Annotated in this window: 20 protein-coding genes; 11 read left to right on the forward strand and 9 right to left on the reverse strand. The window is 43.6% G+C overall.

The genetic code is table 11. The features are described 5' to 3' along the window. Positions 1-5: 5 nt before the first annotated feature. From ABXS85_RS05280 to gyrA, 4 genes are all read right to left on the reverse strand, one after another. Positions 6-2,228 (reverse strand): prephenate dehydrogenase/arogenate dehydrogenase family protein, encoded by a 2,223-nt coding sequence (locus ABXS85_RS05280; RefSeq protein ID WP_353668992.1) that lies wholly within the window; start codon positions 2,226-2,228, stop codon positions 6-8. A 15-nt stretch (positions 2,229-2,243) separates the two neighbouring features. Then, the gene (pheA, locus tag ABXS85_RS05285) at positions 2,244-3,365 is read right to left on the reverse strand and encodes a prephenate dehydratase (RefSeq protein ID WP_353668993.1); all 1,122 of its coding nucleotides are present in this window, start codon (positions 3,363-3,365) and stop codon (positions 2,244-2,246) included. A 6-nt stretch (positions 3,366-3,371) separates the two neighbouring features. Beyond that, on the reverse strand, positions 3,372-4,451 hold the full coding sequence (gene serC, locus ABXS85_RS05290) for a 3-phosphoserine/phosphohydroxythreonine transaminase (protein WP_353668994.1): 1,080 nt from the start codon (positions 4,449-4,451) through the stop codon (positions 3,372-3,374). 82 nt (positions 4,452-4,533) lie between these two features. Beyond that, a complete protein-coding gene (gene gyrA, locus ABXS85_RS05295; protein WP_353668995.1) occupies positions 4,534-7,191 on the reverse strand; it encodes a DNA gyrase subunit A in 2,658 nt (885 codons plus the stop codon). Between the two features lie 343 nt (positions 7,192-7,534). Between gyrA and ubiG the strand changes: the two genes are divergently transcribed. The 3 genes from ubiG to ABXS85_RS05310 all read left to right on the forward strand — a co-directional run bounded on the left by ubiG (position 7,535) and on the right by ABXS85_RS05310 (position 12,093). After that, complete coding sequence (ubiG, locus tag ABXS85_RS05300) at positions 7,535-8,257, forward strand: bifunctional 2-polyprenyl-6-hydroxyphenol methylase/3-demethylubiquinol 3-O-methyltransferase UbiG (RefSeq protein ID WP_353668996.1); 723 nt, start codon at positions 7,535-7,537, stop codon at positions 8,255-8,257. Positions 8,258-8,278: 21 nt separating this feature from the next. Then, positions 8,279-9,022 carry a YciK family oxidoreductase gene (locus ABXS85_RS05305; RefSeq protein ID WP_353668997.1) on the forward strand — a complete coding sequence of 248 codons (744 nt, stop codon included), beginning with the start codon at positions 8,279-8,281 and terminating at the stop codon, positions 9,020-9,022. A gap of 116 nt (positions 9,023-9,138) precedes the next feature. Beyond that, positions 9,139-12,093 (forward strand): insulinase family protein, encoded by a 2,955-nt coding sequence (locus ABXS85_RS05310; protein ID WP_353668998.1) that lies wholly within the window; start codon positions 9,139-9,141, stop codon positions 12,091-12,093. Here the strand turns inward: ABXS85_RS05310 and ABXS85_RS05315 are convergent. Together ABXS85_RS05315 and fabV are read right to left on the reverse strand one after the other, a co-directional pair. Beyond that, a complete protein-coding gene (locus ABXS85_RS05315; protein ID WP_353668999.1) occupies positions 12,070-12,600 on the reverse strand; it encodes a hypothetical protein in 531 nt (176 codons plus the stop codon). The two genes, ABXS85_RS05310 and ABXS85_RS05315, sit on opposite strands and share 24 nt — an antisense overlap. Before the next feature lie 115 nt (positions 12,601-12,715). Further along, positions 12,716-13,918: an enoyl-ACP reductase FabV gene (gene fabV, locus ABXS85_RS05320; protein ID WP_353669000.1), complete on the reverse strand. Its 1,203-nt coding sequence runs from the start codon at positions 13,916-13,918 to the stop codon at positions 12,716-12,718. Positions 13,919-14,086: 168 nt separating this feature from the next. Here fabV and ABXS85_RS05325 point away from each other — a divergent pair, with 168 nt between their 5' ends. After that, positions 14,087-15,328 carry a glycosyltransferase gene (locus ABXS85_RS05325; protein ID WP_353669001.1) on the forward strand — a complete coding sequence of 414 codons (1,242 nt, stop codon included), beginning with the start codon at positions 14,087-14,089 and terminating at the stop codon, positions 15,326-15,328. Positions 15,329-15,390: 62 nt separating this feature from the next. Here the strand turns inward: ABXS85_RS05325 and ABXS85_RS05330 are convergent, their stop codons facing one another. The 3 genes from ABXS85_RS05330 to ABXS85_RS05340 form a co-directional block, all read right to left on the reverse strand. Continuing rightward, entirely contained in the window at positions 15,391-15,618 is a 228-nt protein-coding gene (locus ABXS85_RS05330; protein WP_353669002.1) for a DUF1289 domain-containing protein, read from the reverse strand. A 105-nt stretch (positions 15,619-15,723) separates the two neighbouring features. Then, positions 15,724-16,440 carry a YebC/PmpR family DNA-binding transcriptional regulator gene (locus tag ABXS85_RS05335; protein WP_353669003.1) on the reverse strand — a complete coding sequence of 239 codons (717 nt, stop codon included), beginning with the start codon at positions 16,438-16,440 and terminating at the stop codon, positions 15,724-15,726. A 100-nt stretch (positions 16,441-16,540) separates the two neighbouring features. Next, positions 16,541-17,434 carry an acyltransferase gene (locus tag ABXS85_RS05340; RefSeq protein WP_353669004.1) on the reverse strand — a complete coding sequence of 298 codons (894 nt, stop codon included), beginning with the start codon at positions 17,432-17,434 and terminating at the stop codon, positions 16,541-16,543. 237 nt (positions 17,435-17,671) lie between these two features. Between ABXS85_RS05340 and ABXS85_RS05345 the strand changes: the two genes are divergently transcribed. The 7 genes from ABXS85_RS05345 to ABXS85_RS05375 all read left to right on the forward strand — a co-directional run bounded on the left by ABXS85_RS05345 (position 17,672) and on the right by ABXS85_RS05375 (position 25,933). Beyond that, a complete protein-coding gene (locus ABXS85_RS05345) occupies positions 17,672-19,078 on the forward strand; it encodes an ATP-binding protein (RefSeq protein ID WP_353669005.1) in 1,407 nt (468 codons plus the stop codon). 18 nt (positions 19,079-19,096) lie between these two features. Continuing rightward, entirely contained in the window at positions 19,097-19,774 is a 678-nt protein-coding gene (locus ABXS85_RS05350) for a response regulator (RefSeq protein WP_353669006.1), read from the forward strand. Between the two features lie 35 nt (positions 19,775-19,809). Beyond that, complete coding sequence (locus tag ABXS85_RS05355) at positions 19,810-20,760, forward strand: AEC family transporter (protein ID WP_353669007.1); 951 nt, start codon at positions 19,810-19,812, stop codon at positions 20,758-20,760. Positions 20,761-20,820: 60 nt separating this feature from the next. Then, complete coding sequence (locus ABXS85_RS05360) at positions 20,821-22,896, forward strand: ATP-binding protein (protein ID WP_353669008.1); 2,076 nt, start codon at positions 20,821-20,823, stop codon at positions 22,894-22,896. Positions 22,897-22,903: 7 nt separating this feature from the next. Beyond that, a complete protein-coding gene (locus ABXS85_RS05365) occupies positions 22,904-24,265 on the forward strand; it encodes a sigma-54 dependent transcriptional regulator (RefSeq protein ID WP_353669009.1) in 1,362 nt (453 codons plus the stop codon). A gap of 216 nt (positions 24,266-24,481) precedes the next feature. Then, a complete protein-coding gene (locus tag ABXS85_RS05370) occupies positions 24,482-25,375 on the forward strand; it encodes an AraC family transcriptional regulator (protein WP_353669010.1) in 894 nt (297 codons plus the stop codon). A 21-nt stretch (positions 25,376-25,396) separates the two neighbouring features. Continuing rightward, positions 25,397-25,933 carry a flavodoxin gene (locus tag ABXS85_RS05375; protein ID WP_353669011.1) on the forward strand — a complete coding sequence of 179 codons (537 nt, stop codon included), beginning with the start codon at positions 25,397-25,399 and terminating at the stop codon, positions 25,931-25,933. Positions 25,934-26,012 lie beyond the last annotated feature (79 nt).

Raw genomic sequence — 26,012 nt, forward strand, 5'->3', positions numbered from 1 at the left:
AATCACTATGGCGCAACAGAACAATGTAAACCCAATTGTCTAGCCAACGCCTCTAACTCATTAAATTCTTGTAATAAGGTTTGGCAATCCTTTACCTGTGTTAATTGTTGACTACGAACACCTAAAGCCAACATAGCTAGCGCTAAATATTGATCGCCCGCACTGTCTATTTCACCTCCTTGTGGAACACTGCCTGATATCAATAAATCCGCATCCTTTATCTCGACTTTCACCTGCATCTGCTGTAGTGCATCTGCTAATGCCAATATTCTGTCTTCATGATAATAGGGCAGAAACTTAATACCCTGTATATGAGACTGTCCTTTGGCATACACTGCCGCTACACACAATAAAGGTAACAAACTTCTCACTCGATACGCTTGCTCAGCCAACAAGTGAACCGCTGACAATTCAGCAAAACGCACCACCATGCTACCTTCAAACACACCAGAAGCATTTTTTTCGGGCAATTCCAAATCTGCCCCCATACGCTTGAGCAGCTGAAAATACTGAAATGCCTGATCATCTAAACTCAGGTTTTTTATTTCCAGCTCGGAGCCAGGCAATAAGCTTGCCAACAAGGTCATCCACGCAACAGCATACACATCTGCACAAATATCCAGTTGTACCGAATGCAATAACAGACTTTCCACTTTGACCGCGTTTGCAGAGCGCGACATTCTAACACCGAAACGGTGCAACATAACCTCTATCTGGCCAATCTCTTCACCAACACCAGCAATGACCGTCTTCTCTCCCATCATTAGAGAGGCCATGAAGGCTGCCATCGTTTGTTTATGAGATGCTTTCGTTAAGGCAATGGTCAATTCTGAGCCATTTATTGGCTTCACATGTGCTGGCAAACAGTCTTCTCGTTCAAAGGTCAATTCACAGCCCATTTGCCTTAGCAAACCAAATAAATCGGTCCAAGCCCGATCCAGCAAGGCTTCATCAGCCGTAACTGCAACAGCAAAACCCTGTCCAGCCAAAACCGGCAACAAAGTATGCAAACTTAACTCAGAATGGTGGAAATTAATCGGGGCAATGGGGGCTTTTAAACCCCTTAATCCTACACCATGCACTCGTAATCGATTTGTCGACAGAGCTTCGATCACCACCCCCATATCTCGCAATGCTTGAATGGTGACTTGCACTTCACCGTCTAAACTGACATTTCGCAAATCACTGATATCTTCACAAAGCGCCGCTATAGTAATCGCGATATGTGACAAAGATTTGTCACCCGGCAAAGAAATATCACCTTGCAGTACAGAAGCCGGAAAAACTTGCATAGCAACCGAACTGATATCCTTTTGCACATCACTGGTACGTTGCTCTAACAGTCGTAAAAAGTGATCACGAGCCGATTTGGCGCGGGTAAATACACCAAACATACTGGCGCCATCGCCCTGCTCAATCGCCTGACGCATATCCGCTAAACGCTCAGTAAATTGATCAAGGGTTGCCAAGGTTGCCTCTTTATTCGCCAAGAAAACATCGCGCCACATCACAGGATCACTGGAAGCGATACGAGTAAAATCCCGAAAACCACCGGCGGCAAATTTAAAGATATCCTGACTGCGATCACTATTTGCTAAAGCATCTACCAAGGTGTAAGCCAACAAATGTGGTAAATGACTGGATGACGCCAAGACATGATCGTGATGTGTCACATCCATACTCACCACATCAGCCCCTATGGCTCGCCATAAACGATGCAATCGATCCACCAACACAGGATCACTGTTCAAGACAGGCGTGACGATCGCCATGTGTTTTTCAAACAATTGAGAATTGGCTGCCAGCACGCCACTTTTTTCGGCACCAGCAATAGGATGCCCTGGAATGAAGTTGGGCGGCATAACACCGAACACTCGTTCAGCGGCAGACACCACACTACCTTTGGTAGATCCTACATCCGTGATTAGGGTTTGTTCATTAAGAAAGGGTTTGATTTCACTCAGTACTGACGCCATGGCACGCACTGGTGTGGCCAGAACGATCACATCCATTTTCGCTACATAATCGGCTGTCAATTGCGCAGGATAATCAATCACCCCAGTAGACACACCTAATGCCAACTCCCCTTCACGACGATCTACTGCATATAAGGTAGCCAAGCCACGCTCTTTCAATGCTTTTGCGAAAGAGCCGCCAATCATACCCAAACCGACAATCATGACATTGCCAAAGTGATTCTGCTCTTGTTTAGTCGTATTCTCTATCAATCTCGCATCACCTGTTTATAGCACTGCCACTGGATAAGAACCCAAAACCTTCACTTCAGAGGCCCGCTCACGTAACTCTTCGATGACCGCCTGACACTCAGGGTCTTGATAATGACCAACGAAATCTATGTAGAAAATATAGCCCCAGCGACTCATTAAAGATGGCCGCGTTTCCAAACGTGTCATATCCACCTTATGACGTTCAAAAGCTTCCAATAAGCGATACAAAGCACCTGGCTCATTCTTCGCACTGATCAGTAAAGACGTCTTATCCTTTCCACTGGCTGGCACATCCTGAGTTCCCACTATTAAAAAACGTGTTGTGTTATCAGGATGATCTTCAACATTCGCAGACACCTTATCAAGGCCATAAAGTTCACAAGCAACTTCTCCAGCAATCGCAGCAATGATACGACCATCCTGAGGATCTTGCGCCGCCAAACGCGCAGCTTCTGCATTTGAACTTACTGCAACACGCTCAACATGCGGCCAATAGCGATCTAACCATGCACGACACTGGGCAAGTGATTGCTGATGGGAGTAAATATGCGTCACTTCATCCGCATTCACATTCGGACTTAACAACAGATGATGATGAATACGCTCTTCCACTTCGCCACAGATTTTTAAACGAGAATCGCGGAAGCTGTCTAAAGTATGATTCACCACCCCTTCAGTCGAGTTTTCCACTGGCACCACACCATAATTAGCGGCCCCAGATTCCACTTCGCGAAACACTTCATCAATGGCAGCCATCGGCGCACTAATAATAGATTTACCAAAATGCTTAAGTGCTGCTTGCTGAGTAAAAGTACCCTCAGGCCCTAAGAAAGCAATGCGCATTGGCTTCTCTAACGCCAAGCAAGAAGACATGATTTGACGAAATATTTTCGCCATTTCTTCATTATCCAATGGCCCTTCATTTCGCGCCATGACACGGCGTAAAACTTGCGCCTCTCGCTCAGGACGATAAAAAACAACGGCTTCGTTACCTTGCTCTGCCAACTTCACTTCAGCTACTTTTTCAGCGCATCTGGCACGTTCATTAATTAAAGACTGGATTTGCGAATCGATACTGTCGATTCTGTCGCGTAGCAGCGGCAGCGTATCCGGTACGGCCGATTTTAAATTAGACATAACCACTTACCCATAACGTTTCTCAAAAGCTTTCATGAAATCAATCAAGGCTTGAACGCCTTCCATTGGCATGGCGTTATAAATACTAGCGCGCATACCACCAACAGAACGATGGCCTGCTAAAGTACGTAAACCAGCTGCTTCCGATTCTTCTAGAAAAGCGGCTTCTAACGACTCGTCAGCTAAAGTAAAAGGCACATTCATACGTGAACGATAAGCTGGTGCAATAGGGTTAGCATAAAACGCACTTTGATCAATAAAATCATACAAAGCCTTAGCTTTTGCTTGGTTCACTACCTCTATTGCCGATACACCACCCTGCGCTTCCAACCATTCAAATACCAAGTCAGCCAAATAAATGGCAAAGGTCGGTGGCGTATTTACCATAGAATCGTGCTTAGCCAAATTAGCAAAATTCCAAATAGTCGGTAATGAATCATCACAACGTGCTAACAAATCTTTGCGGATGATGCAGATTACAATACCCGCTGGCCCCACGTTTTTCTGTGCGCCTGCGTAAATCACACCGTACTGACTGACATCTATTTTGCGTGACAAAATAGTAGAAGATAAATCGGCAACAATAGGCAGGCTCGTTTGCGGAAGATCGGCAAACTCTAAGCCACCAATAGTCTCATTAGGACAAATATGTAAATAAGCCGCCTTTTCATCCAATTCCATATCGGACCAATTTGGCACATAGGTGTAATTATCTGCCTTAGATGAAGCAACCACATTCACTCGAGTATATTTTTTCGCTTCTTTGATGGCTTTGCTTGACCAAGCACCTGTATCCAAATAACACGCAGACTCATAACCTTTTGCTAGGTTTGCTGGAATCTGCGCAAACAAAGTCGATGCACCACCTTGAACAAACAATATTTCGTAATCGTCATTGATGTCTAGCAAGCGCTTTAGACGCGCCTTTGCCGAGGCCAAAATAGACATAAATTCCGTACTGCGATGGCTCATCTCCATCACTGATACACCTGCGCCATGCCAATCCAACAGTTCGGCTTGTGCCTTCTTTAAAACCGCTTCAGGAAGCGCTGCTGGACCAGAACAAAAATTGTACTTTCGACTCATCCCGTTTTTTACCTCTAAACATCAGGAGCCAATCTAAACAAAAGCGACGCATCAAGTGCGCCGCTGTTATTACATATTTATCTTATTCATCTGTCGCATCGGGTTGCTCTGCTTCGCCGAGTGCTTGATTCTCTGTATCTGGCTCATCGCCATCTAACATATCGTCTTCATCGTCTTCATCGACGCGAACCACACCCACTAGATGTTCATCATTGGTCAGACGAATCAAGGTGACACCTTGCGTATTACGACCTTGACAAGACACCTCTTCAACGCGCGTACGCACCAAGGTGCCTTGATCAGTAATCAGCATGATCTCGTCAGCATCATTCACCTGAGTCGCGCCCACCACCGGACCATTGCGCTCAGATACCTGAATACCTATCACCCCTTGACCGCCACGACCATAAACAGGGAAGTCTTCTACTAATGTACGTTTCCCATAGCCATTTTCACAAGCCATCAAAACAGCAGAACCTTCTTGCGGCACAATCAAGGATACGACCTTAGAACCTTCCGCTAAACGGATACCACGTACGCCCGCTGCGGTACGACCCATTGGGCGCACATCACCTTCGTTGAAACGAATTGTCTTACCTGAGCTAGACACCAACATAATGTCATTGTCACCAGAGGTCTGAGCAACGCCCACCAAGGTATCAGATTCATCCAAATTCAATGCAATCAAACCGGTCGAACGAGGACGAGCGAAGTGTTCCATTGCCGTTTTCTTAACAGTACCCTTGGCTGTTGCCATAAAGATGTAACTACTTGCCTCTTGGTTTTGGCTTTCATCTTCTTCATCAACGTCCGTTTTCTCAGCAGCGGTCAAAGGCAACAGAGCTGAAATTTGTTCGCCCTCTGCCAATGGCAATAAGTTGACAATAGGACGACCTTTGGAAGAACGGCTCGCGACAGGAATCTCAAACACACGCAACCAATACACTTTACCGAAGTTGGTAAACAGCATCACAGTATCATGACTACTGGTCACCAGCAGATGGCTGATATGATCTTCTTCTTTCATAGCAGAAGCCGACTTACCTCGACCGCCACGACGTTGTGCTTTGTATTCTTCAAGCGGTTGTGATTTGGCGTATCCGGTATCAGAAATGGTCACCACCATTGGCGCTTCATCAATCAAATCGGCAATGGTCAAATCTTGGCGAGAAGTTAAGATTTCCGTACGACGAGTATCACCAAACATTTCACGCACTTCTTCTAACTCTTCACGAATCACTTCCATCAAACGTGTTGGGTTAGACAAAATCTCCAACAGTTCTCCGATCAGATCAATCAATGCACGATATTCGTCCATTAATTTTTCGTGTTCTAGCCCCGTCAAGCGGTGCAGACGCAAGTCCAAAATCGCTTGCGCTTGATCGGGTGACAAATGGTAAGCACCATCAACAAAACCGTACGCGGCATCAAGATCGTCCGGGCGACACGCATCAGAACCAGCGCGCTCCAACATTGCCATCACATCACCTGGCTGCCAGGACTCAGAAACCAGTTTTTCTTTCGCTTCTGCGGAGGTTGGCGAGGTACGAATCAATTCGATCACACGATCAATATTGGCCAAAGCCACCGCTAGACCTTCGAGAATATGACCTCGCTCTCGCGCTTTACGCAATTCAAAGATGGTTCTTCGAGTCACCACTTCACGACGATGCTTAACAAAACACTCAAGGATTTGTTTCAAGTTAAGCAGCTGTGGACGACCATCAACCAAGGCCACCATATTCATACCGAATACAGACTGTAATTGAGTTTGCGAGAAAATATTATTAACCACTACGTCTGGGTTCTCACCACGACGCAATTCCACCACGATACGCATACCATCTTTATCAGACTCGTCACGTAATTCGCTGATGCCTTCAATTTTCTTCTCTTTTACCAACTCAGCGATTTTCTCAATCACTTTTGCTTTGTTTAGTTGATAAGGAATTTCGGTGAAGACAATGGCTTGGCGATTACCCTTGTCCATGTCTTCAATATGATGACGAGCACGCATATAAATGCGCCCACGACCCGTTTTGTAAGCCTCAATAATGCCAGCACGGCCATTGATAAAAGCCCCTGTTGGAAAATCTGGGCCCGGGATACGTTCAATCAGCTCATCAATGGAAATGTCATTATTATCAATCACGGCCAAGCAACCATCGATTACTTCGCCCAAATTATGAGGAGGGATATTGGTTGCCATGCCCACCGCGATACCGGCAGAACCATTCACCAACAAGCCTGGGACACGAGCCGGCAAGACTTCAGGCATAAACTCTGTACCATCATAGTTTGGTACAAAATCGACCGTTTCTTTTTCCAAATCCATTAGAAGATGATGAGAAATCTTCTCCATACGGATTTCGGTATAACGCATGGCTGCGGCACTATCACCGTCTACTGAACCAAAGTTACCTTGTCCATCGATCAAGGTATAACGCATGGAAAAAGGTTGCGCCATACGAACAATCGTATCGTAAACCGCTGAGTCACCATGAGGGTGATATTTACCTATTACGTCACCAACGATACGCGCTGATTTTTTGTACGGTTTATTCCAATCATTTTTCAGTTCGTTCATCGCAAAAAGAACACGACGGTGAACAGGTTTCAGCCCGTCTCGAACATCCGGTAACGCACGACCAACGATAACACTCATCGCATAGTCTAGATAGGAACCTTTCAGTTCATTTTCGATACTGACGGGAATAATTTCTTTGGCTAATTCACCCATAGATACAATCGATCCTTATGCCTCGTAAGCCCAAAGGCTTCCTAATATCTTTTTTTATAAGCGCCGTATTGTACCACAAGGAAAAAAATAACACCCCTTCCCAATTGATGTTTTGTTGCCTATTCGTGCAAATATGATCCCATCTCCACCTTACTTCGTAAAAATCATTGTCAAACATCAAATAAGTATTTATCAATAAGGCAATCTAAGAATTGTTATTGGTCTCGTGAAAGTGTTAACGCTATACTTATTTAATCATCGGCCAGCACTTTCACCGCCGCATTAAAATTCAGGTCCACAGCAGCGGACGACACCCAGATTCAACTACAAATAAGGCATATCTATGACAACCAACCCTCAACAACCCAATGTAGATCTTGATGAAGTTGCCAAATTTGAAGCACTAGCCAGCCGCTGGTGGGATACAGAAAATGAGTTCAAACCATTACACGACATCAATCCACTACGCACTAACTACATCAAAGAGCGCGCCGGTCTGGATGGTAAAAAAGTCATCGACATTGGCTGTGGTGGTGGCATTTTATCCGAAGCCATGGCCAAAGAAGGCGCACAGGTAAAAGGCATCGATATGGGCGAAGCGCCTTTAGCGGTGGCAAAATTGCATTTAGAAGAATCTAAGCTAGACATTGACTATGAACGCATCACAGCCGAAGACATAGCTGCTCGTGAAGCGGGCCAATACGATGTGGTGACTTGCCTAGAAATGCTTGAACACGTTCCAGATCCTGCGTCCGTCATCCGCGCCTGCATGACATTGGTGAAACCCGGCGGACACGTGTTCTTCTCAACCATTAATCGCAACCCTAAAGCCTACCTATTTGCCATCATTGGTGCCGAATACGTGCTTAATATGTTACCAAAAGGCACGCATGACTACGCGAAATTCATTCAACCAGCCGAGCTGAATGCCTTTGCCCGTGAAGCAAATCTTGAAGTTCAACATATGACTGGCCTAACCTACAACCCTTTCACTAAAGTCTATAAGCTCAACGACAGAGATGTGTCGGTCAACTATATGATGCATACCCAAAAGCCGACCGCCTAAATTAAGGCATCAGGAGGAGATATGTTTGATTATCAAGCCCCAAGCCAATTGCTCAAAGGCAAAACCATTATGGTCACAGGCGCAGGAGACGGCATAGGCAAAGCCGCCGCCCTTACTTATGCCGAACATGGTGCGACCGTTATTTTACTCGGTCGTACTACCAAAAAATTAGAGGCCGTTTACGACGCTATTGAAGCCAAAGGCTATCCACAAGCCGCCATCGTACCTCTGAATCTTGATGGCGCCTCTGAGCACGAATATAGAGAACTGGCCAACACCTTAACATCGGAGTTTGATCAACTTGACGGGGTATTACACAATGCTAGCCTGCTTGGTGAACGTTGTGACCTTCAGCATTACGACATCAGACTTTTCGAACAAGTGATGCGCGTCAATGTCACCAGCCAACTGGCACTTACCCAAGCCTTGATGCCGTTACTGAAAAAATCCCCTGCAGCTTCCATTATTTTTACCTCTTCGGGTGTTGGACGAACAGCGAAAGCCAAATGGGGAGCTTACGCAATCTCCAAATTTGCCACAGAAGCCATGATGCAGCTTTTTGCTAATGAGCTGGCCGAAAGCCAGCCAAACATTCGCGCTAACGCCATCAATCCTGGCGCAACCAAAACTGCCATGCGCGCTGCAGCTTACCCAAATGAAGATCCAAATAGCCTTCCAAGCGCCACTGACATCATGCCTCTTTATCTGTATCTAATGGGTAAAGACAGCCTGACAATCAACGGACAATCCCTCAACGCACAATAAAAATTACGTAATTTATGCAATGGGTAAACTCACTCCCATTGCATATTCTTAGTGGCATCAGTTAATCTCATAACATGATTAAAGCCGTATTAACACTTCATATTCTGATTTACCTTATGTTCAGCAACGCTCTTTTTGCTGAACAAAGCACGGCTATAGACAAAGCATTAGCTCAACAAAATAAAGTGAGTGCTTCAGAGCCAATCAATAAATCAAACAAGACATCAGATACTCTCACAGCAAACACAAACACCTTGCTGGGACATATGGTCGAGATTCCACATAAGAGTCGTACCGACCAAAATCAATACCACTTTGTAATATTAGAAAACCAACTTAAGGTGCTCCTGGTTAGCGACCCTCAAGCAGAGAAATTCTCAGCATCCTTATCAGTGAATGTGGGTAACTTTGCAGACCCTGAAACACAACCAGGTTTGGCCCATCTACTTGAACACATGTTATTTCTAGGCACTCAAAAATACCCAAAATCTGGTGATTATCAATACTACATTCACAACAATGCTGGTACCCATAATGCCTACACCAGCACAAACACCACCAACTACTTTTTTGATGTCAAACCTTCTGCCTATGAAGGCGCATTAGATCGATTTTCACAATTCTTTATTCATCCTTTGTTTAGCGAAGCACTTACTCAGAGAGAAAAAAACGCAGTAGACGCTGAATACAAGGCCAAAATCAAGACCGACAGCCGTCGTAATAATCAAGCCTTAAAAACCTTGATCAATCCTCAACACCCATACAGCCGATTCTCAGTTGGCAATTTAAAAACTCTTAAAGACCAACCCGGCAAACCTTTAAGGCAACAGCTTCTTAAGCTTTATCAACAAGAATATTATGCTAACAATATGGCCTTGGTCCTGGTCGCCAATCTTAATCCAGAAACACTTGCCAAATTAGCACAACACTATTTTTCAGACATTCCTACCAGTGCATCGGCTCAACTGGAAAAAAAACAGTACCCTGACTTAATTCAACCTGATCAAGCACAACTGCAATTCGTTCGCTCACTCTCAGACCACAATAGCATTAGCTTTAACTACCAAATCCCTGCACAAAATTCATACTATAAAACTCAACCAACACGCTATTTGTCTTATATTTTGGGCAACGAAAATCAACACTCTTTGTACGCCAATCTAAAGGCGCAAGACCTCATTACAGGCATCTCAGCAACCACCAGTAAGGATTATGGACACAATGCCTTTTTTACCGTCAAAATTCATTTAACCAACAAAGGTATGTCGCAGATTGATGAAGTTGCCAAGCAGTTTTTTGCGACCATTAGCTTACTCAAATCTTCTCCAGTCAATTCTTTGTACTTAGAGGAAGGGCTAAAACTCAGTCGCCTCATGTTCAACAATCAAGGCTACATACAGCCCATCCAACTGGCTCGCGCCTTATCATCTCGTTTGTTAAGGATTCCCGCAATGGACTTGCTGGGTAGCTTTAGAGTGGAGCACACCGCTTCTGCTGAGGAAGTACATACCTTGTTGGATCAACTGACGCCACAACACTTATTAATTCAAATTGCCAGTCAACAAGACTTCCCACAACACTGGGCTGCTGAGGTCAGTAAATGGCAAAAAGAAACGTATTACGATACCCAGTATAGCAATCACTTTTTTAGCCAAGACCTAATAGAAGAGATGAACTCTGCCGTCAAAAGCACCTTAGTCAGCCTGCCACAAAAAAATGTATTCATTCCCGACAGCTTGGCATTAATTAAACAAAAAGACGACTTACCAGAAGTCGTTTATAAACAAACTGGTTTTCAGTTTTGGAATAAATCCGACCCCAGCTTCAACAAACCCACTGCCATGCATTTTCTAGCCTTTCGCTTTGACCATGCTGCAGATACCCCCAAACACATGCTCGCCAATCGTTTATGGACCAGACTTTTCAATAACAGCATTAGTGAAGCCACCTACTCTCCCTATGTTGCTGGCTTAGGTTATAGTTTTTATCCGCACGCCAATGGCGTCACTTTGCGCACTAATGGCTATTCAGATAAACAAGGAAATTATTTGGTTTGGTTAGTGGATCAACTGTTTCTCTACCGACCTGATGCTGAACGCTTTAAGGCCGCTAAACTTCAGCTGGCAAAAGACCTACTAAATCAAGCTAATCGACAAGCATTTCGCAATGCCAATACAGCCTTTAATACACTGATTACCAAAAACAGCTTTACAAAAGAAGCATTAACCAATGCACTAAAAACACTTACCTTTGAAGACTTTGTTAACTTCATCAAGCACGCTAGAGAAAGCTTCAACCTACTTGGATACAGTACAGGTAATATCACCTCTGACGATACCAAACAGCTAGCAAACAAGCTCTATGAACGCTTTACCGGTCGACTCATTGAGCGTGCGCCCATAAAAATAGAAACCAAAACCATCACGCCATTAGAAAAGCTGCATTATCGTTTTCAATCCAACAGTGATGACAAGGTCATTTTGTATACCCTGATCGACACCAGTCATCAACAAGAAACTGAACGCAAAAGCATTCAACAAAAATGTTACTTCACCCTACTGAATAAATTGATTAAAAGCGCTTTTTATCAAGAATTACGTACCGACAAACAACTTGGTTACATTGTAGGCACGCAGGACTTAAGTGTGCGTAATACTCCTATTCTTGGGCTGCTAGTACAATCCCCCAATAAGAGCAACCAGACCATTATCAAGGCCATTGAAGACTTCCTAAATGAACAGAAAGTAAAGCTTAAAAACCTCTCTGATGAAGACTTTCATCGTGTAAAAGAAGGCATGTTGTTAGACGTCACGCGCAAAGCAAAAAATTTAGCTGAGAACGCCTTAAAAGAGTGGCACCAGATCGCCAAGTCCACACCAAACTTCAAAACACAAGAAGAATGGATAAACTCCATTAACAGGATAAAGAAAGACGATTTTATGGCATTTTTAAAGGAAAAGATCGAATCAAATCAAACAACGCGAATTCTAGTACACAACCAACCAATGGATAACACTTGGCTCACACAACATGGCTGGCAAGAAACCTCAGCCACCAATCAAAGCCTCTAATTTTCTCTCTTTGGCCTTCAAGCTTTCACCACCACCAGAAGGAAGCGGAATAGCGCCTTGACCGATTGGCGCAAAATCCCCCACATCGGGTTGTATCTCTTCGGTTATGTTTTCACCACTTTCATTTAACAAGCCGATTTCAGGCATCATACGCAAGCGCCTTTCCTCAATTTCTTCAGGCACATTTCCGGTAAACAATACGGTGAAAGGTGCTTCTTTGGTTCGCTTATTCACTTCATCGTATATGGCTTGTTCTCGCTCAGAGATGGCATTTTCTTCGAGATAAGTGAGACCTGACGCATCTGGAGAAATGACGAGATTAGGCTTATATTCTTCGCGAGCAGAATCGACAGGTATGACGGCAACTTCTTCTTTGGAACTCAACACCACTTGATGTTCAGCGCGAATCACCTGATTACCATAAATAATCTCCACAGGCTGACGCTCAACCGTTTGCGCCAAGCACAGTGAGGAAAAAAAACATAATGCTAAATTAACAGGTTTCATAGCGTCACCAAAACAGTCCCTTACTCCACTATAGAAGATTAAGGAACAATAAAAAAGGAATTCAGATCTCTCTGAACTCCTTTTATCGGAATGTATTTGCCGAGCTTGAATGTCTTTACAGACTAATCACATCAAACGTCACGTCTGGATTAACATCCGCTTCGTAATCCACGCCATCTACGCCAAAGCCAAACAACTTCAAGAACTCATCTTTGTAAAGCTGATAATCTGTCTCTGCAAACAAGTTTCCATCATTAATTTGCGGCCACAAATCACGACAAGCTTGTTGTACGTCTTCACGCAATTCCCAGTCATCCAAACGCAGACGATTCATATCATCTGTTAATTCTGCTGGATTATGATTGTTGAACAAGCGCTCAGCAAACATGCGATAAATTTGATCCATACAACCTTCGTGCAGACCTTTTTCACGCATTACCTTAAACACCATTGCCAAGTACAAAGGCATCACAGGAATCGCCGAAGACGCTTGCGTCACAACCGACTTCAATACCGCAACATTCGCGCCACCATTGAGTGCTGACAATTGCGTGTTAATGGCTGAAGACGCGCGATCTAAATCTTCTTTCGCCTTACCCAAAGCACCGTGCCAGTAGATAGGCCAAGTGATGTCAGAACCAATGTATGAATAAGCAACCGTACGCACACCTTCAGCAAGCACACCAGCGTCTTGTAGGGCTGACATCCATAATTCCCAATCTTGACCGCCCATTACGGTGGTCGTAGCAGCGACTTCTTCTTCTGTTGCTGGCTCAATCTCAGCGTCAATAATAACGTCTTTGTTAGTGTCGATGGCGGTTGAGCGATATGGCTGACCAATCGGCTTCAATACAGAACGTACGACTTCCCCCGTATCTGGCAATTTACGAACCGGAGACGCCAAGGAGTAAACTACCATATCAACTTGACCAAGATCCGCTTTGATCAATTCGATAACCTTGTCACGCGCTTCATTTGAAAACGCATCACCATTAATACTTTTCGCGTACAAGCCTTCTTCTTTCGCCGCTTTATCAAACGCGGCCGCATTGTACCAGCCAGCTGTACCTGGCTTTTTCTCCGTCCCTGGTTTTTCAAAAAACACACCAATGGTTGCAGCACCAGAACCGAATGCAGCGGCAATGCGGGAAGAAAGACCATAACCACTAGAAGAACCAATCACGAGTACTTTTTTGGGGCCGTTTTCGATGGCACCATTTTTCTTAGTAAGAGCAATTTGTTCTCTCACATTTTGCTCACAGCCCACAGGGTGAGTCGTTGTACAAATAAATCCACGAATTTTTGGTTTAATGATCATAGTATTTTCTCAACATCATGTTTCGATTACGTCTTGCCTGGCAATCCCTTCAAATGAGACAGGCAACACAAATGAGATCGCCATGATACAATAGCCGGATCCATATGTCCTGATTCTCTTTGAATACAGAATCAAATTCTTTATCCCGCGCCCTATAATGAGATCACAGTGCAAATATTAGTAATTGGCTATGTTTGGCCCGAACCCAACTCCTCTGCCGCCGGCAGCCGTATGATGCAATTACTGCACAGTTTTCATCAACAAAACTGGCCAATCACCTTCGCCAGCCCAGCACAACTTAGCGACCACATGGCCGATCTCAGTGAGTACAACATCAATGTGACGCAAATCGAGCTAAACAACGACAGCTTTGACCGTTTTATCGATGATTTACAACCTAACATCGTTATCTTTGATCGTTTTATGATGGAAGAACAATTCGCTTGGCGGGTTGAAAAATGCTGTCCGGACGCCTTACGTGTTCTCAACACAGAAGATTTGCATTCGCTTCGTCATGGACGTCATCAGGCGGTAAAAACCGAACGCCCTTTTCAGTTGAAGGATATGTATTCTGACTTAGGAGTGCGTGAAATCGCCGCCATACACCGCAGCGATCTTACCTTGATGATTTCAGAATACGAAACACAATTACTAAAAGACGAGTTCCAAGTACCAGAAAGCCATCTGATGTACTTACCCTTCATGCTTGAAGAAGCGCCACAAAGCACAGCTCTTCCCCTCTTTGAGGAAAGGCAGCATTTCGTCACCATAGGTAACTTTCGTCACGCCCCAAACTGGGATGCGGTACGACAGCTAAAAACACACATTTGGCCAAAAATACGTCAAGCTTTACCAACAACAGAACTGCACATTTACGGTGCTTATCCACCTCCCAAAGCCAGCCAACTACACAACCCCAAACAAGGTTTTCATATTAAGGGTTGGGCAGAAGATGCAAAACAAGTCATATCGCAAGCCCGAATTTGTTTAGCTCCAATACGTTTTGGCGCTGGTATCAAGGGCAAGTTAGTAGAAGCCATGCAAGTTGGCACACCCAGCATTACCACCAAGATAGGCGCGGAGGCCATGGCGGGACCTTGGCCCTGGAATGGCGTTATCACAGATGATGTGGATGAATTTGTTGCTGCTGCTGTGTCTCTTTATCAAGACCAAGCAAGTTGGCAACTGATGCAGAATAACGGTTTTTCCATTCTCAACGCACGCTTTCAAAGAAACGAGTGGCAAAACAAACTGATTCAACGTCTACTAAGACAAGTTCAACTCAAAGATGTGCTGAGAGATCATCACTTTTGGGGCAAAATGCTGCGACATCACAGCCTGAAAAGTACTCAATATATGTCTCAGTGGATCGCCTTAAAAAATCAGCAAGAAACCTCTGCTGAGAAATGACCTTAAGCCGTTAGCAATTACTTGGGTTGTAAATTTGAAATAAAACTCATTTGGCAGGAAGGTTAAGACTGGCTCACAAATTGACTAGCCGCTTCACGTTCTCTCACCTTTTGCATAATGGCGCGCTGCCCCTCTATCGCCAAACTGCCCCATTGACTGATTTCATAACCAGTACGATAACAACCAACACAGACATCATTATCGTCTAGATAACATACATTTACGCAAGGCGAAGGCAGCCTTTCTTGTTGAGTTGAGTTTACTTTGTGTGATTCTTTTGATGAGCTCATTAGTTTGCCTTGATAAAGATAACTCTTTAGCTTCACTTTTTTACTATCAGGCGCCCTTTACAACAGAGCGCCTTGATCACATCCGCTTTTCACGAACATATGATCTTAGTATTCAGCGTTATGGTAAACACGCTGAACGTCATCTAATTCATTTAGCAAATCCAGAAAACGCTCAAACTGCTCAACGTCTTCACCTTGGATTTGTGTCATGTTTTGTGCCACGAATTGAATCTCATCCATATCAAATTCCATGTCACCAAAAGCGTCTGTTAGGGCTGTTTTCGCTTTTGCATATTCGGTGTTTGGTGCAAAAACCGTCACTTTCCCGTCTTCCAGTTCAATGTCGGTCACGTCCACATCTGCCATCATCAAAGCTTCCAATACCGCTTCTTCATCATCGCCATTGAAGACAAAAATAGCACTGTGATCAAACATATGACTTACACTGCCTTGGCCACCAATCTTACATTTCACCTTATTAAAGCAAGTGCGCACATCGCCAAAGGTACGGTTTGGGTTGTCAGACAAACAATCCACAATCACCATAGTGTTACCTGGTCCAAATCCTTCGTAACGGGCTGTATCAAAATCTTCGCCGCCACCGCCTTTCGCCTTATCAATTGCTTTGTCGATAACGTGAGTTGGCACTTGATCTTTCTTCGCACGGTCAATCAGTGAACGCAACGCTAGGTTGCCATTTGGATCAATACCACCGGACTTTGCACAAACATAAATTTCGCGACCATATTTACTGTAAACCTTAGCTTTTTGATCTGAGGTTTTTGCCATGGACTCTTTGCGATTTTGATAGGCTCTGCCCATTACGTATTCCTATTCATTACAGATTAAAAAAAAGTGATTTTAACGCTTCACTTTACCAGTGTGAACTCTTGCTAAGCAAAAGCTGCTAATCAGCGTACAATTAGTCAGCCTGATTGTTCAACATAGTTGCAAATCTTTGGTCTTTATCTTGCCAGAGTTGATTGACCCATTGTTGAAATCTTTGTCGATACTCAGCATCGTTTTGATAGTCACCCAATAAGTTCATATCAATTGGCATGGTACGAATGTGTACCTTGATTTCAGCAACTTTCCCGGATAAGTATTGAAAGAAACTGGGAATGCCTTTTGGATACACTATGGTCACGTCAATCAGCTGATGTAATTTTCCATCCATCGCATTCAATGCAAACGACAGACCACCCGCTTTGGGCATCAATAAATGCTGAAAAAGGCTGGATTGTTGGTCATGCTTAGCTTGAGTGAAACGAGTACCTTCCAAGAAATTCATGATAGACACAGGAAAATGCTGAAACTTCTCACACGCCTTTTTGGTGACCTCAATGTCTTTACCTTTCAGCTCAGGGTGTTTTTTCAGCAAAGCTGGGCTGTAACGCTTCATAAAAGGAAATTCCAATGCCCACCAAGCCAAACCAATAAAAGGAACCCAAATGAGCTCTTTCTTCAAAAAGAATTTAATAAAAGGAATACGGCGATTGAAAATCCGCTGCAGTACTAGAATATCTACCCAAGATTGATGGTTCGCCACCAGCATGTACCAATCCTTTGCCAACAAGTCTTGTTGTCCGCTAAGAGCAATCTTGGTACGCCCGAAGTAACGCTGATTGAGATTATTCATCCCTATCCAAAAGGTCGCAATATGATCCAACCAAAGATTCAAATGCGCTCTTACAATAGCAAATGGCAAACAGCTTTTCAGTAAGGCTAAAAGCATAACAGGCAAGAAACAAAGTAAGGTATTTAATACGATCAAAGAAAAGGAAAAGACTGCTCTAATAGCAGGTAACTTGGGCATTATGGAGACTCTTTAGCATAATTTTTTTGCGCATAATACTAAAGCTGATAGAAGAATGGAAATCCTCATTATTTACACCTCTAGCGAGTAGCCAAGTTTCCACAAGAAACTGTATAGTAAACATACGATTAGCATATTTTTATTCGAATTAGCTTGATATTTGACGCCAATCTTATATCGAAACGACTCATTTCTGGCCGTACAAGCTGGATAAAATACAGGAATTTAAGCTCGACCATGACCGCTCTTAAAGGCTTAAAGATTCGACATAAGCTCTTTGCCGTTTTCGTTCTCAGTAACATCTTATTAATTGTTTCCATGTGGCAAGTCTTTCAATGGAGCTTTGACCGTGGCTTTGTTTCCTACGCCACCGAACGTGATCGTGATTTTCTTGAGCAAATGGCCAACCGCACCGCTAATTTGTATATCTACTATGATGACTGGTACTTCTTAGTTCAAGAAAGCCGTATGGAAAAAGAGTGGTACAAGGCCAAATTGGAAAACCTACGCGATTTGGTACCACCGCCAAGCACACCTAATTTGGATCTCATTTACCCATCACAATATTATCGTCAGCGATTTCTTCTGTACGATCAACAACAGCATTCTATTATTGGTTCTGTTCCTTTCGCCAGTGCCGAGACACATGCCGTTAAAGTCAATGATAGGATTGTAGGTTACGTTGGCTTGCGCTCCATTCGTGAACTGGTACAAGACCAAACTCTCCGTTTTGTAAAACAACAAGGTGAGGCCTTCCTGCTGATCTCCGCCTTTATGCTCGCCATTGCAGCCTTGCTAACATGGCCTTTGGCACAGTGGCTGAGTCGTCCATTGAGTTCAATGCGCATGGCCACCAAGAAGCTGGCAATGGGCCAATTTGATACTCGCATTGAAGTAAAAGGTAGCGACGAATTAGCCGATTTGAGTGGTGATTTTAATCACCTTGCTTACACCTTAGAAAATACCCGCGAAGCGCGTAAACGATGGGTTGCAGATACCGCGCATGAGCTGCGTACTCCGGTAGCAATTTTACGTGGCGAAATTGAAGCCATGCAAGATGGTATTATTAAGATCACACCAGAAAGTTTGGCGTCATTGCAGCATGAAGCCATACATATTGCGCGCTTAATTGATGACCTAAACCAACTTTCCATGCATGATATGGGCAGTTTGAACTACGATATGGAAGAATTGGAATTGCAGGATATCGTCGAGCAATCTGTGCAAGCAATGACGCTTCCCTACAGCGAGGCGGGACTTGAAATTGAATTTGAAGATCAGGAAAACGCCCCCATTATCATGACAGGCGATGCCGACAGGTTACATCAACTGTTCTCAAATTTAATAAATAATTCATTAAAGTACACAAACGCACCTGGCAAACTAAAAGTCAGTTTATCAAAACAGGGGAAAAATGCCGTTATTCTATTTGAAGACAGTGCACCTGGCGTAAGTGATGAAGACAAAGACCGAATTTTTGAGCAGTTCTATCGCATCGAAAATTCTCGTAACAGAGCGACTGGCGGCCGTGGATTGGGTCTGGCCATTTGTACCAACATAGTGGACGGTCATCAAGGTAACATCAGTGCCTACCATTCTCCTATTGGCGGGTTAGGCATAAAAATAGAACTCCCTTTAAACTGATAAGGAAAGAGTAACGATATGAGTAAGATACTAATAATCGAAGATGAACCAAAATTGGCTGAATTGATGGGCGCTTATCTAGAACAAGCGGGGTACGAACATCATCACCTTGATCGTGGTGACATTGCTGTTAACTACATTAAAAACAACCAAGTTGATACTATCTTGCTCGATCTTATGTTGCCTGGTCTAGATGGTGTGGAAATTTGCAAACAGGTTCGCCAATTCAGCAGTGTGCCTATCATAATGGTAACGGCCAAAGCAGAAGAAATCGATCGTCTTATCGGCCTTGAGATGGGCGCTGATGATTATGTCTGTAAACCTTTCAGCCCGCGTGAAATCGTCGCTCGCGTGAAAGCTAACTTGCGCCGCGTTGAACTTGACCAAGAAGAATCACCACGTACTGATGGCTTTGATCTTGATGTGGATCGCCTTCGTGCTACTTATAAAGGTGAACTGATTGATCTGACCACCGTTGAGTTCCAATTATTACAGCTTTTGATCAAAGAACCTGGACGGGTCTTTGGTCGTGATCTGATCATGAAAAGCATTTACACCGATAGCCGTGTGGTAAGTGATCGTACCATCGACAGTCATATTAAGAAGTTACGTAAGAAAATTTCGGCTGTTGCCCCCGAACTGAATGTTATTCATTCTGTATATGGTGCGGGATACCGTTTCGAAAACAACGACTAATTCTCACCAAGTGTGAACAGTAAAAGGGAAACAAGTTGGGCAACTTTTTAGACGTATTGGCATTTTCTTTTTCTATTACAATGCCAATATTTTTAATATTGGCATTGGGGGTCATTCTTTATCGATTACGCATCATCAATGACAATTTTATCGATACTGCGTCTAAATTGGTGTTCAATGTTACCTTGCCCGCCTTACTCTTTATCAGTATTTCTAAAACCAGCTTAACCAGTGAAACGGATTTTTCACTGGTGATTTATGCCATGCTGGCGGTGATCGTCACCTATGTTGCTTTAGAGCTCATTATGGCGGTCTGGATCCCAAACAAAGCGGAACGTGCCGTACTGGTTCAGGGGGCATTTCGCTCTAACATGGGCATCATAGGCTTGGCTTATTGTGTCAATGCTTACGGCGATAACGTATTCGCCGTCGCCTCAGTGTATTTAGGGGGCGTCACTGTTTTATTCAACATTCTATCAGTAATAGGCCTGACTCGTGGACTTGGTGGCAACACCAATTTCAAAGGCATCTTCAAGGGTATTATGAAAAACCCTTTGATCATTGCCATTGTGGCCGCCTTTGTGTTTTCCATTTTTGGACTTCACTTACCTACTACTTTGCATAAAGCCGGTGATTATTTTGCGCAAATGACCTTACCACTTGCACTCTTGTGTGCTGGTGCCTCATTAAGTTTTAGCTCAATGCGTAGGGATTTATTTGGTGCGGTATTGTCTTCTTGTGGCAAACTAATCTTTATTCCTGTTGTGCTGACTTTTGGTGGATATTTATTAGGCTATCGCGGAATGGAATTAGGCGTTCTCTTCTTAATGTCTTCAGCACCCAGCGCATCCGCCAGCTATATTATGGTAAGAGCGATGAATGGTAACGCCACCTTGGCGGCGAATATTATTGTCATCACCACCCTAGCTTCCTTGATTACCACCAGTATTGGGGTTACTTTGTTACGCAGTTTGGCGCTTATCTAAAGCTTGTTATCAGACTCTGGTAAGTGCTGTATTAACAAACCTTACCATGAGAAAGACTCATTGATCGCCTCTTTTCAAAAGCATAAATTTTGGTTTGTCAGCCTAGCTTTGGCCTGCTCAATCAGTTTATTCATCATTGTCAATAAACTTGCCTATCAATTTTTAGTGATCGAAAAGCATACTCAAGGCCAAGATAGGTTATTGAATTATGTTATCGAGCTTCGCAACGAACTAAAAGACTATCAAATACTCCCTTATGCTTTAGCTGACAACCCAACACTCTTGGCTTTCATGTCCGATCCCAACAACACTTTAATTCGGCGTCAAATGCAACGCCAATTGGAAGATTTAAAGCAAGTTTCCAATACACAGGATTGGCTTATCTTATCTGTTCAAGGTGAAGCCATCTTGTCTAGCGATCAATCGTCTAACTTCATCTTATCCGATTATTTTCACCTTCAAAATCTAAGCCAAACACTGCAAGAACACCAAGGAGAATACTTGCTGATTTCAGGTTATAAACCTACAACCTACCAATCTGTTCACTTAGCACTGGCTCCAGTGTATGACAGCGCAGGCCATTTATCGGGGGCTATAGCCATTAAAATTGATGTTAGTGAACTGATTGAACGTTGGAACCTACTGGATGACTTGGTGTTTATAACGGACCAAAACAATCTGGTATTTGTTACCAACAAGCTCAATCAAATCATTAGCAGTGATTGGTTAAGCAAACAAAGGACTGTAGAATTTTTTGACCAAACCCAAGCGAAAACCTATCGATTCAACCAACAAGATTATCTAGTGCAAGATGTACTATTAGATGATCTTCAATGGCAAATTCATTACCTGTCGAGTCTGGATACCATCAAAAAACGAGCACGCGATCTGGCTTGGATCAGCTTAGGCGTTTTTGCCTTGCTGTTTGTATTTTGGTTATATCGCCGCGAGCGCTCCTTGAAAATCGCCTCGGAACTCGAAAATCAAACTTTAATTGCCAATAGTGCTTTGCAACAGAGGGTATTGATTGAAAATACCCATGTTGGCCTGTTGCTGTTAACCGCTGACGGCAAAGTGACCTTTGTGAACCCAATGGGCAAGCGTTATTTTGGTGAAGACGCCCAACTGATTTCTTACAACCTCTTAGACTTCCTTCCCGACACCGATGAAAACCAACGGGCTCGTCAGTTCCTTTCCTCTTTACCCCACCAGGATTACCAAGCAAAAGCGGATTTTCTGGAACAAGAAGTGATGTTGGTAAAACACAATGGCGACACCTTTCCAGCCCTGCTCTCAGTATCACCTTTGCAATGGAACCATGAGCTTGGTTATCTAGTGACATTATTAAACATCAGCAAACGTAAGTTAGCCGAATTGAAATTACTGGAAGCCAATGCTCAGTTGGAAGACCGTGTATTGGAACGTACTCAAGCTTTAGAACAAGCTCAACAAGAACTGCTACGTACCGAAAAGCTAGCCGCCATCGGACAAATGTCCACAGCCATAGCCCATGAACTTAATCAGCCACTGACAGGCATTCGCACTCTTACTTATACAGCGGAACTCTTATTAAAACGTCAAGACTCAGAACAAGCCTTAAAAGTGGTCACCGATTTGGAATCCTTGGTAACCAGAATGCAGACCCTTACCAGCGAATTAAAAGTTTTCGCGTTTCGACGCCCGGAACAACTCGTCAGCACCTCGATAAGAGACTGCTTTAACAAGGCAATTGATCGACTGGGCGAGGAAGCAAAATTCCTAGATTACCAAATACAAATAACAGAATACGATGCAGTTCTGGCCGAACCCAGCCGTTTAGAACAGATTTTCAGTAATCTCATCAGCAACAGCATTCAAGCTTGTGCAGAAACAGACATCAAGCCGATAATCTCACTGTGCAGTAAAGCCGTTGGAGAACAAATTCTGATAGAATTCAAAGACAATGGTCCTGGTATAGAAGAAGACAAACTCGCGCATATTTTTGAACCTTTTTTTACCACCAAACCCATTGGCAAAGGTCTGGGATTAGGCATGGCCATCAGCGCGAATTTGGCGAAAGACATGAATGGTAAACTACAAGCCAATTACAATAACCAAGCCGAACTGGTGTTCACTTTAGTTTTACAAAAGGCATGACATGCAAATGGATACCCAAGCAATAGAAATCTGGTTACTGGATGACGATGACATTGTCCGCTCAACCACAGCTCAATGGTTGAGATTATCAGACTTTGAGGTACGAGAGTTCCAAGACGCACGCACCTTACTTAGCCAATTTCATGCCGACTTGCCCTGTATTATTGTCAGTGATATCCGCATGACGCCTATGGACGGATTAACACTCATGGCAGAGTGTTTATTACAAGACCCTAACTTGTCTTTCATCCTGATCACAGGCCACGGCGATGTTGACACCGCGGTAAGCGCTCTTCGCGATGGTGCGTTCGACTTTTTAGAAAAACCCTTTGATCCAAATCGTCTTATTCAAACCGCCAGAAAAGCTATTCAGACTCGCAAAGCACAACTGCAATTGGCCACCCAGAGGCAATATCTGGGGGACTTACATGGTTTAGAAGAAACCATCATAGGTCAAGATGAACAAATGGTTCGAGTACGTCAGCAGATTCAAACCTTCGCCAACATAGACACCCATGTCATCGTCTATGGTAAAACGGGCTGTGGAAAAGAGCTCGTCGCCAAAGCCTTACACGATGCCAGCCCCCGTAAAGACAAACCTTTTATTGCCATCAACTGTGCCGCCATTCCAAGCGATTTATTTGAAAGTGAATTATTCGGCCATGAAGCCGGCGCTTTTACCAGTGCCCACAAACAGCGTGTCGGTAAACTTGAGCTGGCCAGCGAAGGGACTTTGTTTTTGGATGAAATTGAAAGCATGCCCTTTTCCATGCAAATTAAGCTACTACGTGTTTTACAAGAAAATCAATTGGAACGTATTGGCAGTAATCAAACCATTCACATCAACCTCAGAGTGGTTGCTGCGGCAAAACAAGACTTACAAAATATGGCAGATTTTCGCCAAGACTTGTTTTTCCGCCTCAATGTATCGCAAATTCATCTGCCTGAATTACGCCATCGTGGTTCTGATATCCCTCTATTGTTTGAGCACTTTTGCCGACACGCGATTGAAGAAAGAGGCGGAGAGTTTAAACCTCTTAGTCCAATTGATTTAGAAACCCTGACATTATATGGCTGGCCTGGAAACGTTCGTGAACTACGTAATGTGGCGTTACGTTATGCTCTAGAAGCCAACACCAGTGTGGCTAAAATTCTCGCCGGCTATCAAGCGCAAGAGCAAATTAACACACAAAGCCCTTTGCCTTTGAGTGTGAAGGTTCAAGAATACGAGCGCAGCTTAATCGATGCCTGCTTGCGACAGCAAAAAGGCAACATCCAGCACGTTCTAGAAGAGCTGCAACTGCCCAGACGAACACTCAATCAAAAAATGCAAAAATATGGCCTAAATCGTGGCGATTATTTGGATTGACATCAAACCACACACTGGGCTTTTTGCTTCAATTAAAAAGCTCACTCTCACACTGAAACCTTGATCTCATTTCCCCCACCTCTCACCTTATGACGGAAAAATATTAACTCAAGCAAATTAATTTATATTTTTTAATGAGAATCACTTGCATTAATATAAAAAACATTCTTTAATGATAACCATTATCAGATCAGAGAAAAAACAGAGGCTAGGTTGATGCAAATGCAAATCCACATGCTAGACATTTATGACACCCAAGGACAGGTTCGTGAATCTGTCGAGGCTGCCTTATCTGGTCATAAGCAGGCCTATGCTCTACTGCCTAATCTGCATTTGCTCAATCAGCATATCCATGCCAAACAAAGCATGTCCATTCATGAAGTGGCACAAGCAGGATTGTATTTTTCTTTTTTAGGTCACAAGGCTATCCGTTCAGTACAAGACATAGAGTCAGTACAAATACATTATCAAGCCAGTCCATTAAGTGGCGAATTCAGCATGCAAAAAGGTCAGCAACAAAGTTTGTTGCAGGTACGCATTGCACCAAGCTTATTGGCCGCTGTACTGGGTGAGACAGAAGAACAAGTCATTCAACACTTTTCGTTAATGCAAAAAGCATTAGCAGACAATGGTGCGCCAATTAGGTTGCCTATAACCCATAAAATAGAACAAATACTCAAACCTGTTTTGACTCATAAGGGCAGTTCAATCAGTCTAGCGGGACAGATTTATGGGGTGATTTTTACTCTAATTGAACAACTGCAAATGCTTAATCATTTGTCCCGTTGTGAAGATTGTCAGAGCAAATTGTTTCATGCTCAAAATCTGATTGAAGCCCAAGAGCAAGACACACTCTCTATTTCAAGTCTTGCTGAACAAGTGGGTCTAAATGACGAAGCCTTAACCATAGGCTTTTATTTAATCGTCGGACAATCCATTGAAAGCTATTGTATGCAAAGCAAGATAAAATATGCCGCGGCGAGATTGAGAGAAGATCCTTCTGCAAAGTCTCATATTGTCGCGGAAAGTGGCTTTTCAGAAGCTCAATTTGAAGCGGCTTTTATTAAACATTTTGGCGTGAGCAGTCAGCATTACGGCCAAATTCATTAAGTTACAGGAAAAAAGTTAACCATGGCGCAAGCATCAATAGCCCTGATTTACGGTACAGACACAAACAACACAGAAGAAGTTGGCCACAAAATAGCAAAGCAATGGGAAGAATTGGGTGAACAAGTCGATATCTTCAACATCAAAGATATTGAATTAAGCCAACTAGAAGAATACAACACTCTGATAATGGGTATCCCGACTTGGGACTTTGGTGGCATCCAGTCTGATTGGGAAGACATTGGCGACAGTCTGTCAGAATTGTCTTTGGAAAATACCACCATTGCTTTGTACGGTTTAGGTGACCAATTTGGTTACGGAGATTATTTTGTTGATGCGATGGGCTGGTTGTATGAAAAATTGCTACCTACCCAAGCCACTTTCATTGGCCAATGGTCAACAGAAGGTTACGAGTTTGAAGCATCGCGTGCTTGTATCGAAAATAAAGAAAATTTTATTGGTCTTGCCATAGACGAAGACCAACAATTTGAACTCACTGACGAACGTATTGAGCAGTGGGTTATCCAGCTTTACGCTGAAAGAGCTGTGGAGGCCGCATAATAACCACTGACTGGCCATTGTTCTAAGTAAACGACTCAAATTTGGATTCCCACACATTCGCTGCCCCGAATGCCCAAAT

The organism is Marinomonas sp. THO17 (assembly GCF_040436405.1).
Taxonomy (GTDB): Bacteria; Pseudomonadota; Gammaproteobacteria; order Pseudomonadales; family Marinomonadaceae; genus Marinomonas.

Coding starts and splice junctions, on each gene's coding strand:
- pheA (WP_353668993.1), bottom strand. CDS start 3,365: ATGTCTAATTTAAAATCGGCCGTACCGGATACGCTGCCGCTGCTACGC.
- serC (WP_353668994.1), bottom strand. CDS start 4,451: ATGAGTCGAAAGTACAATTTTTGTTCTGGTCCAGCAGCGCTTCCTGAA.
- gyrA (WP_353668995.1), bottom strand. CDS start 7,191: ATGGGTGAATTAGCCAAAGAAATTATTCCCGTCAGTATCGAAAATGAA.
- ubiG (WP_353668996.1), top strand. CDS start 7,535: ATGACAACCAACCCTCAACAACCCAATGTAGATCTTGATGAAGTTGCC.
- ABXS85_RS05305 (WP_353668997.1), top strand. CDS start 8,279: ATGTTTGATTATCAAGCCCCAAGCCAATTGCTCAAAGGCAAAACCATT.
- ABXS85_RS05310 (WP_353668998.1), top strand. CDS start 9,139: ATGTTCAGCAACGCTCTTTTTGCTGAACAAAGCACGGCTATAGACAAA.
- ABXS85_RS05315 (WP_353668999.1), bottom strand. CDS start 12,600: ATGAAACCTGTTAATTTAGCATTATGTTTTTTTTCCTCACTGTGCTTG.
- fabV (WP_353669000.1), bottom strand. CDS start 13,918: ATGATCATTAAACCAAAAATTCGTGGATTTATTTGTACAACGACTCAC.
- ABXS85_RS05330 (WP_353669002.1), bottom strand. CDS start 15,618: ATGAGCTCATCAAAAGAATCACACAAAGTAAACTCAACTCAACAAGAA.
- ABXS85_RS05335 (WP_353669003.1), bottom strand. CDS start 16,440: ATGGGCAGAGCCTATCAAAATCGCAAAGAGTCCATGGCAAAAACCTCA.
- ABXS85_RS05340 (WP_353669004.1), bottom strand. CDS start 17,434: ATGCCCAAGTTACCTGCTATTAGAGCAGTCTTTTCCTTTTCTTTGATC.
- ABXS85_RS05345 (WP_353669005.1), top strand. CDS start 17,672: ATGACCGCTCTTAAAGGCTTAAAGATTCGACATAAGCTCTTTGCCGTT.
- ABXS85_RS05350 (WP_353669006.1), top strand. CDS start 19,097: ATGAGTAAGATACTAATAATCGAAGATGAACCAAAATTGGCTGAATTG.
- ABXS85_RS05365 (WP_353669009.1), top strand. CDS start 22,904: ATGGATACCCAAGCAATAGAAATCTGGTTACTGGATGACGATGACATT.
- ABXS85_RS05370 (WP_353669010.1), top strand. CDS start 24,482: ATGCAAATGCAAATCCACATGCTAGACATTTATGACACCCAAGGACAG.
- ABXS85_RS05375 (WP_353669011.1), top strand. CDS start 25,397: ATGGCGCAAGCATCAATAGCCCTGATTTACGGTACAGACACAAACAAC.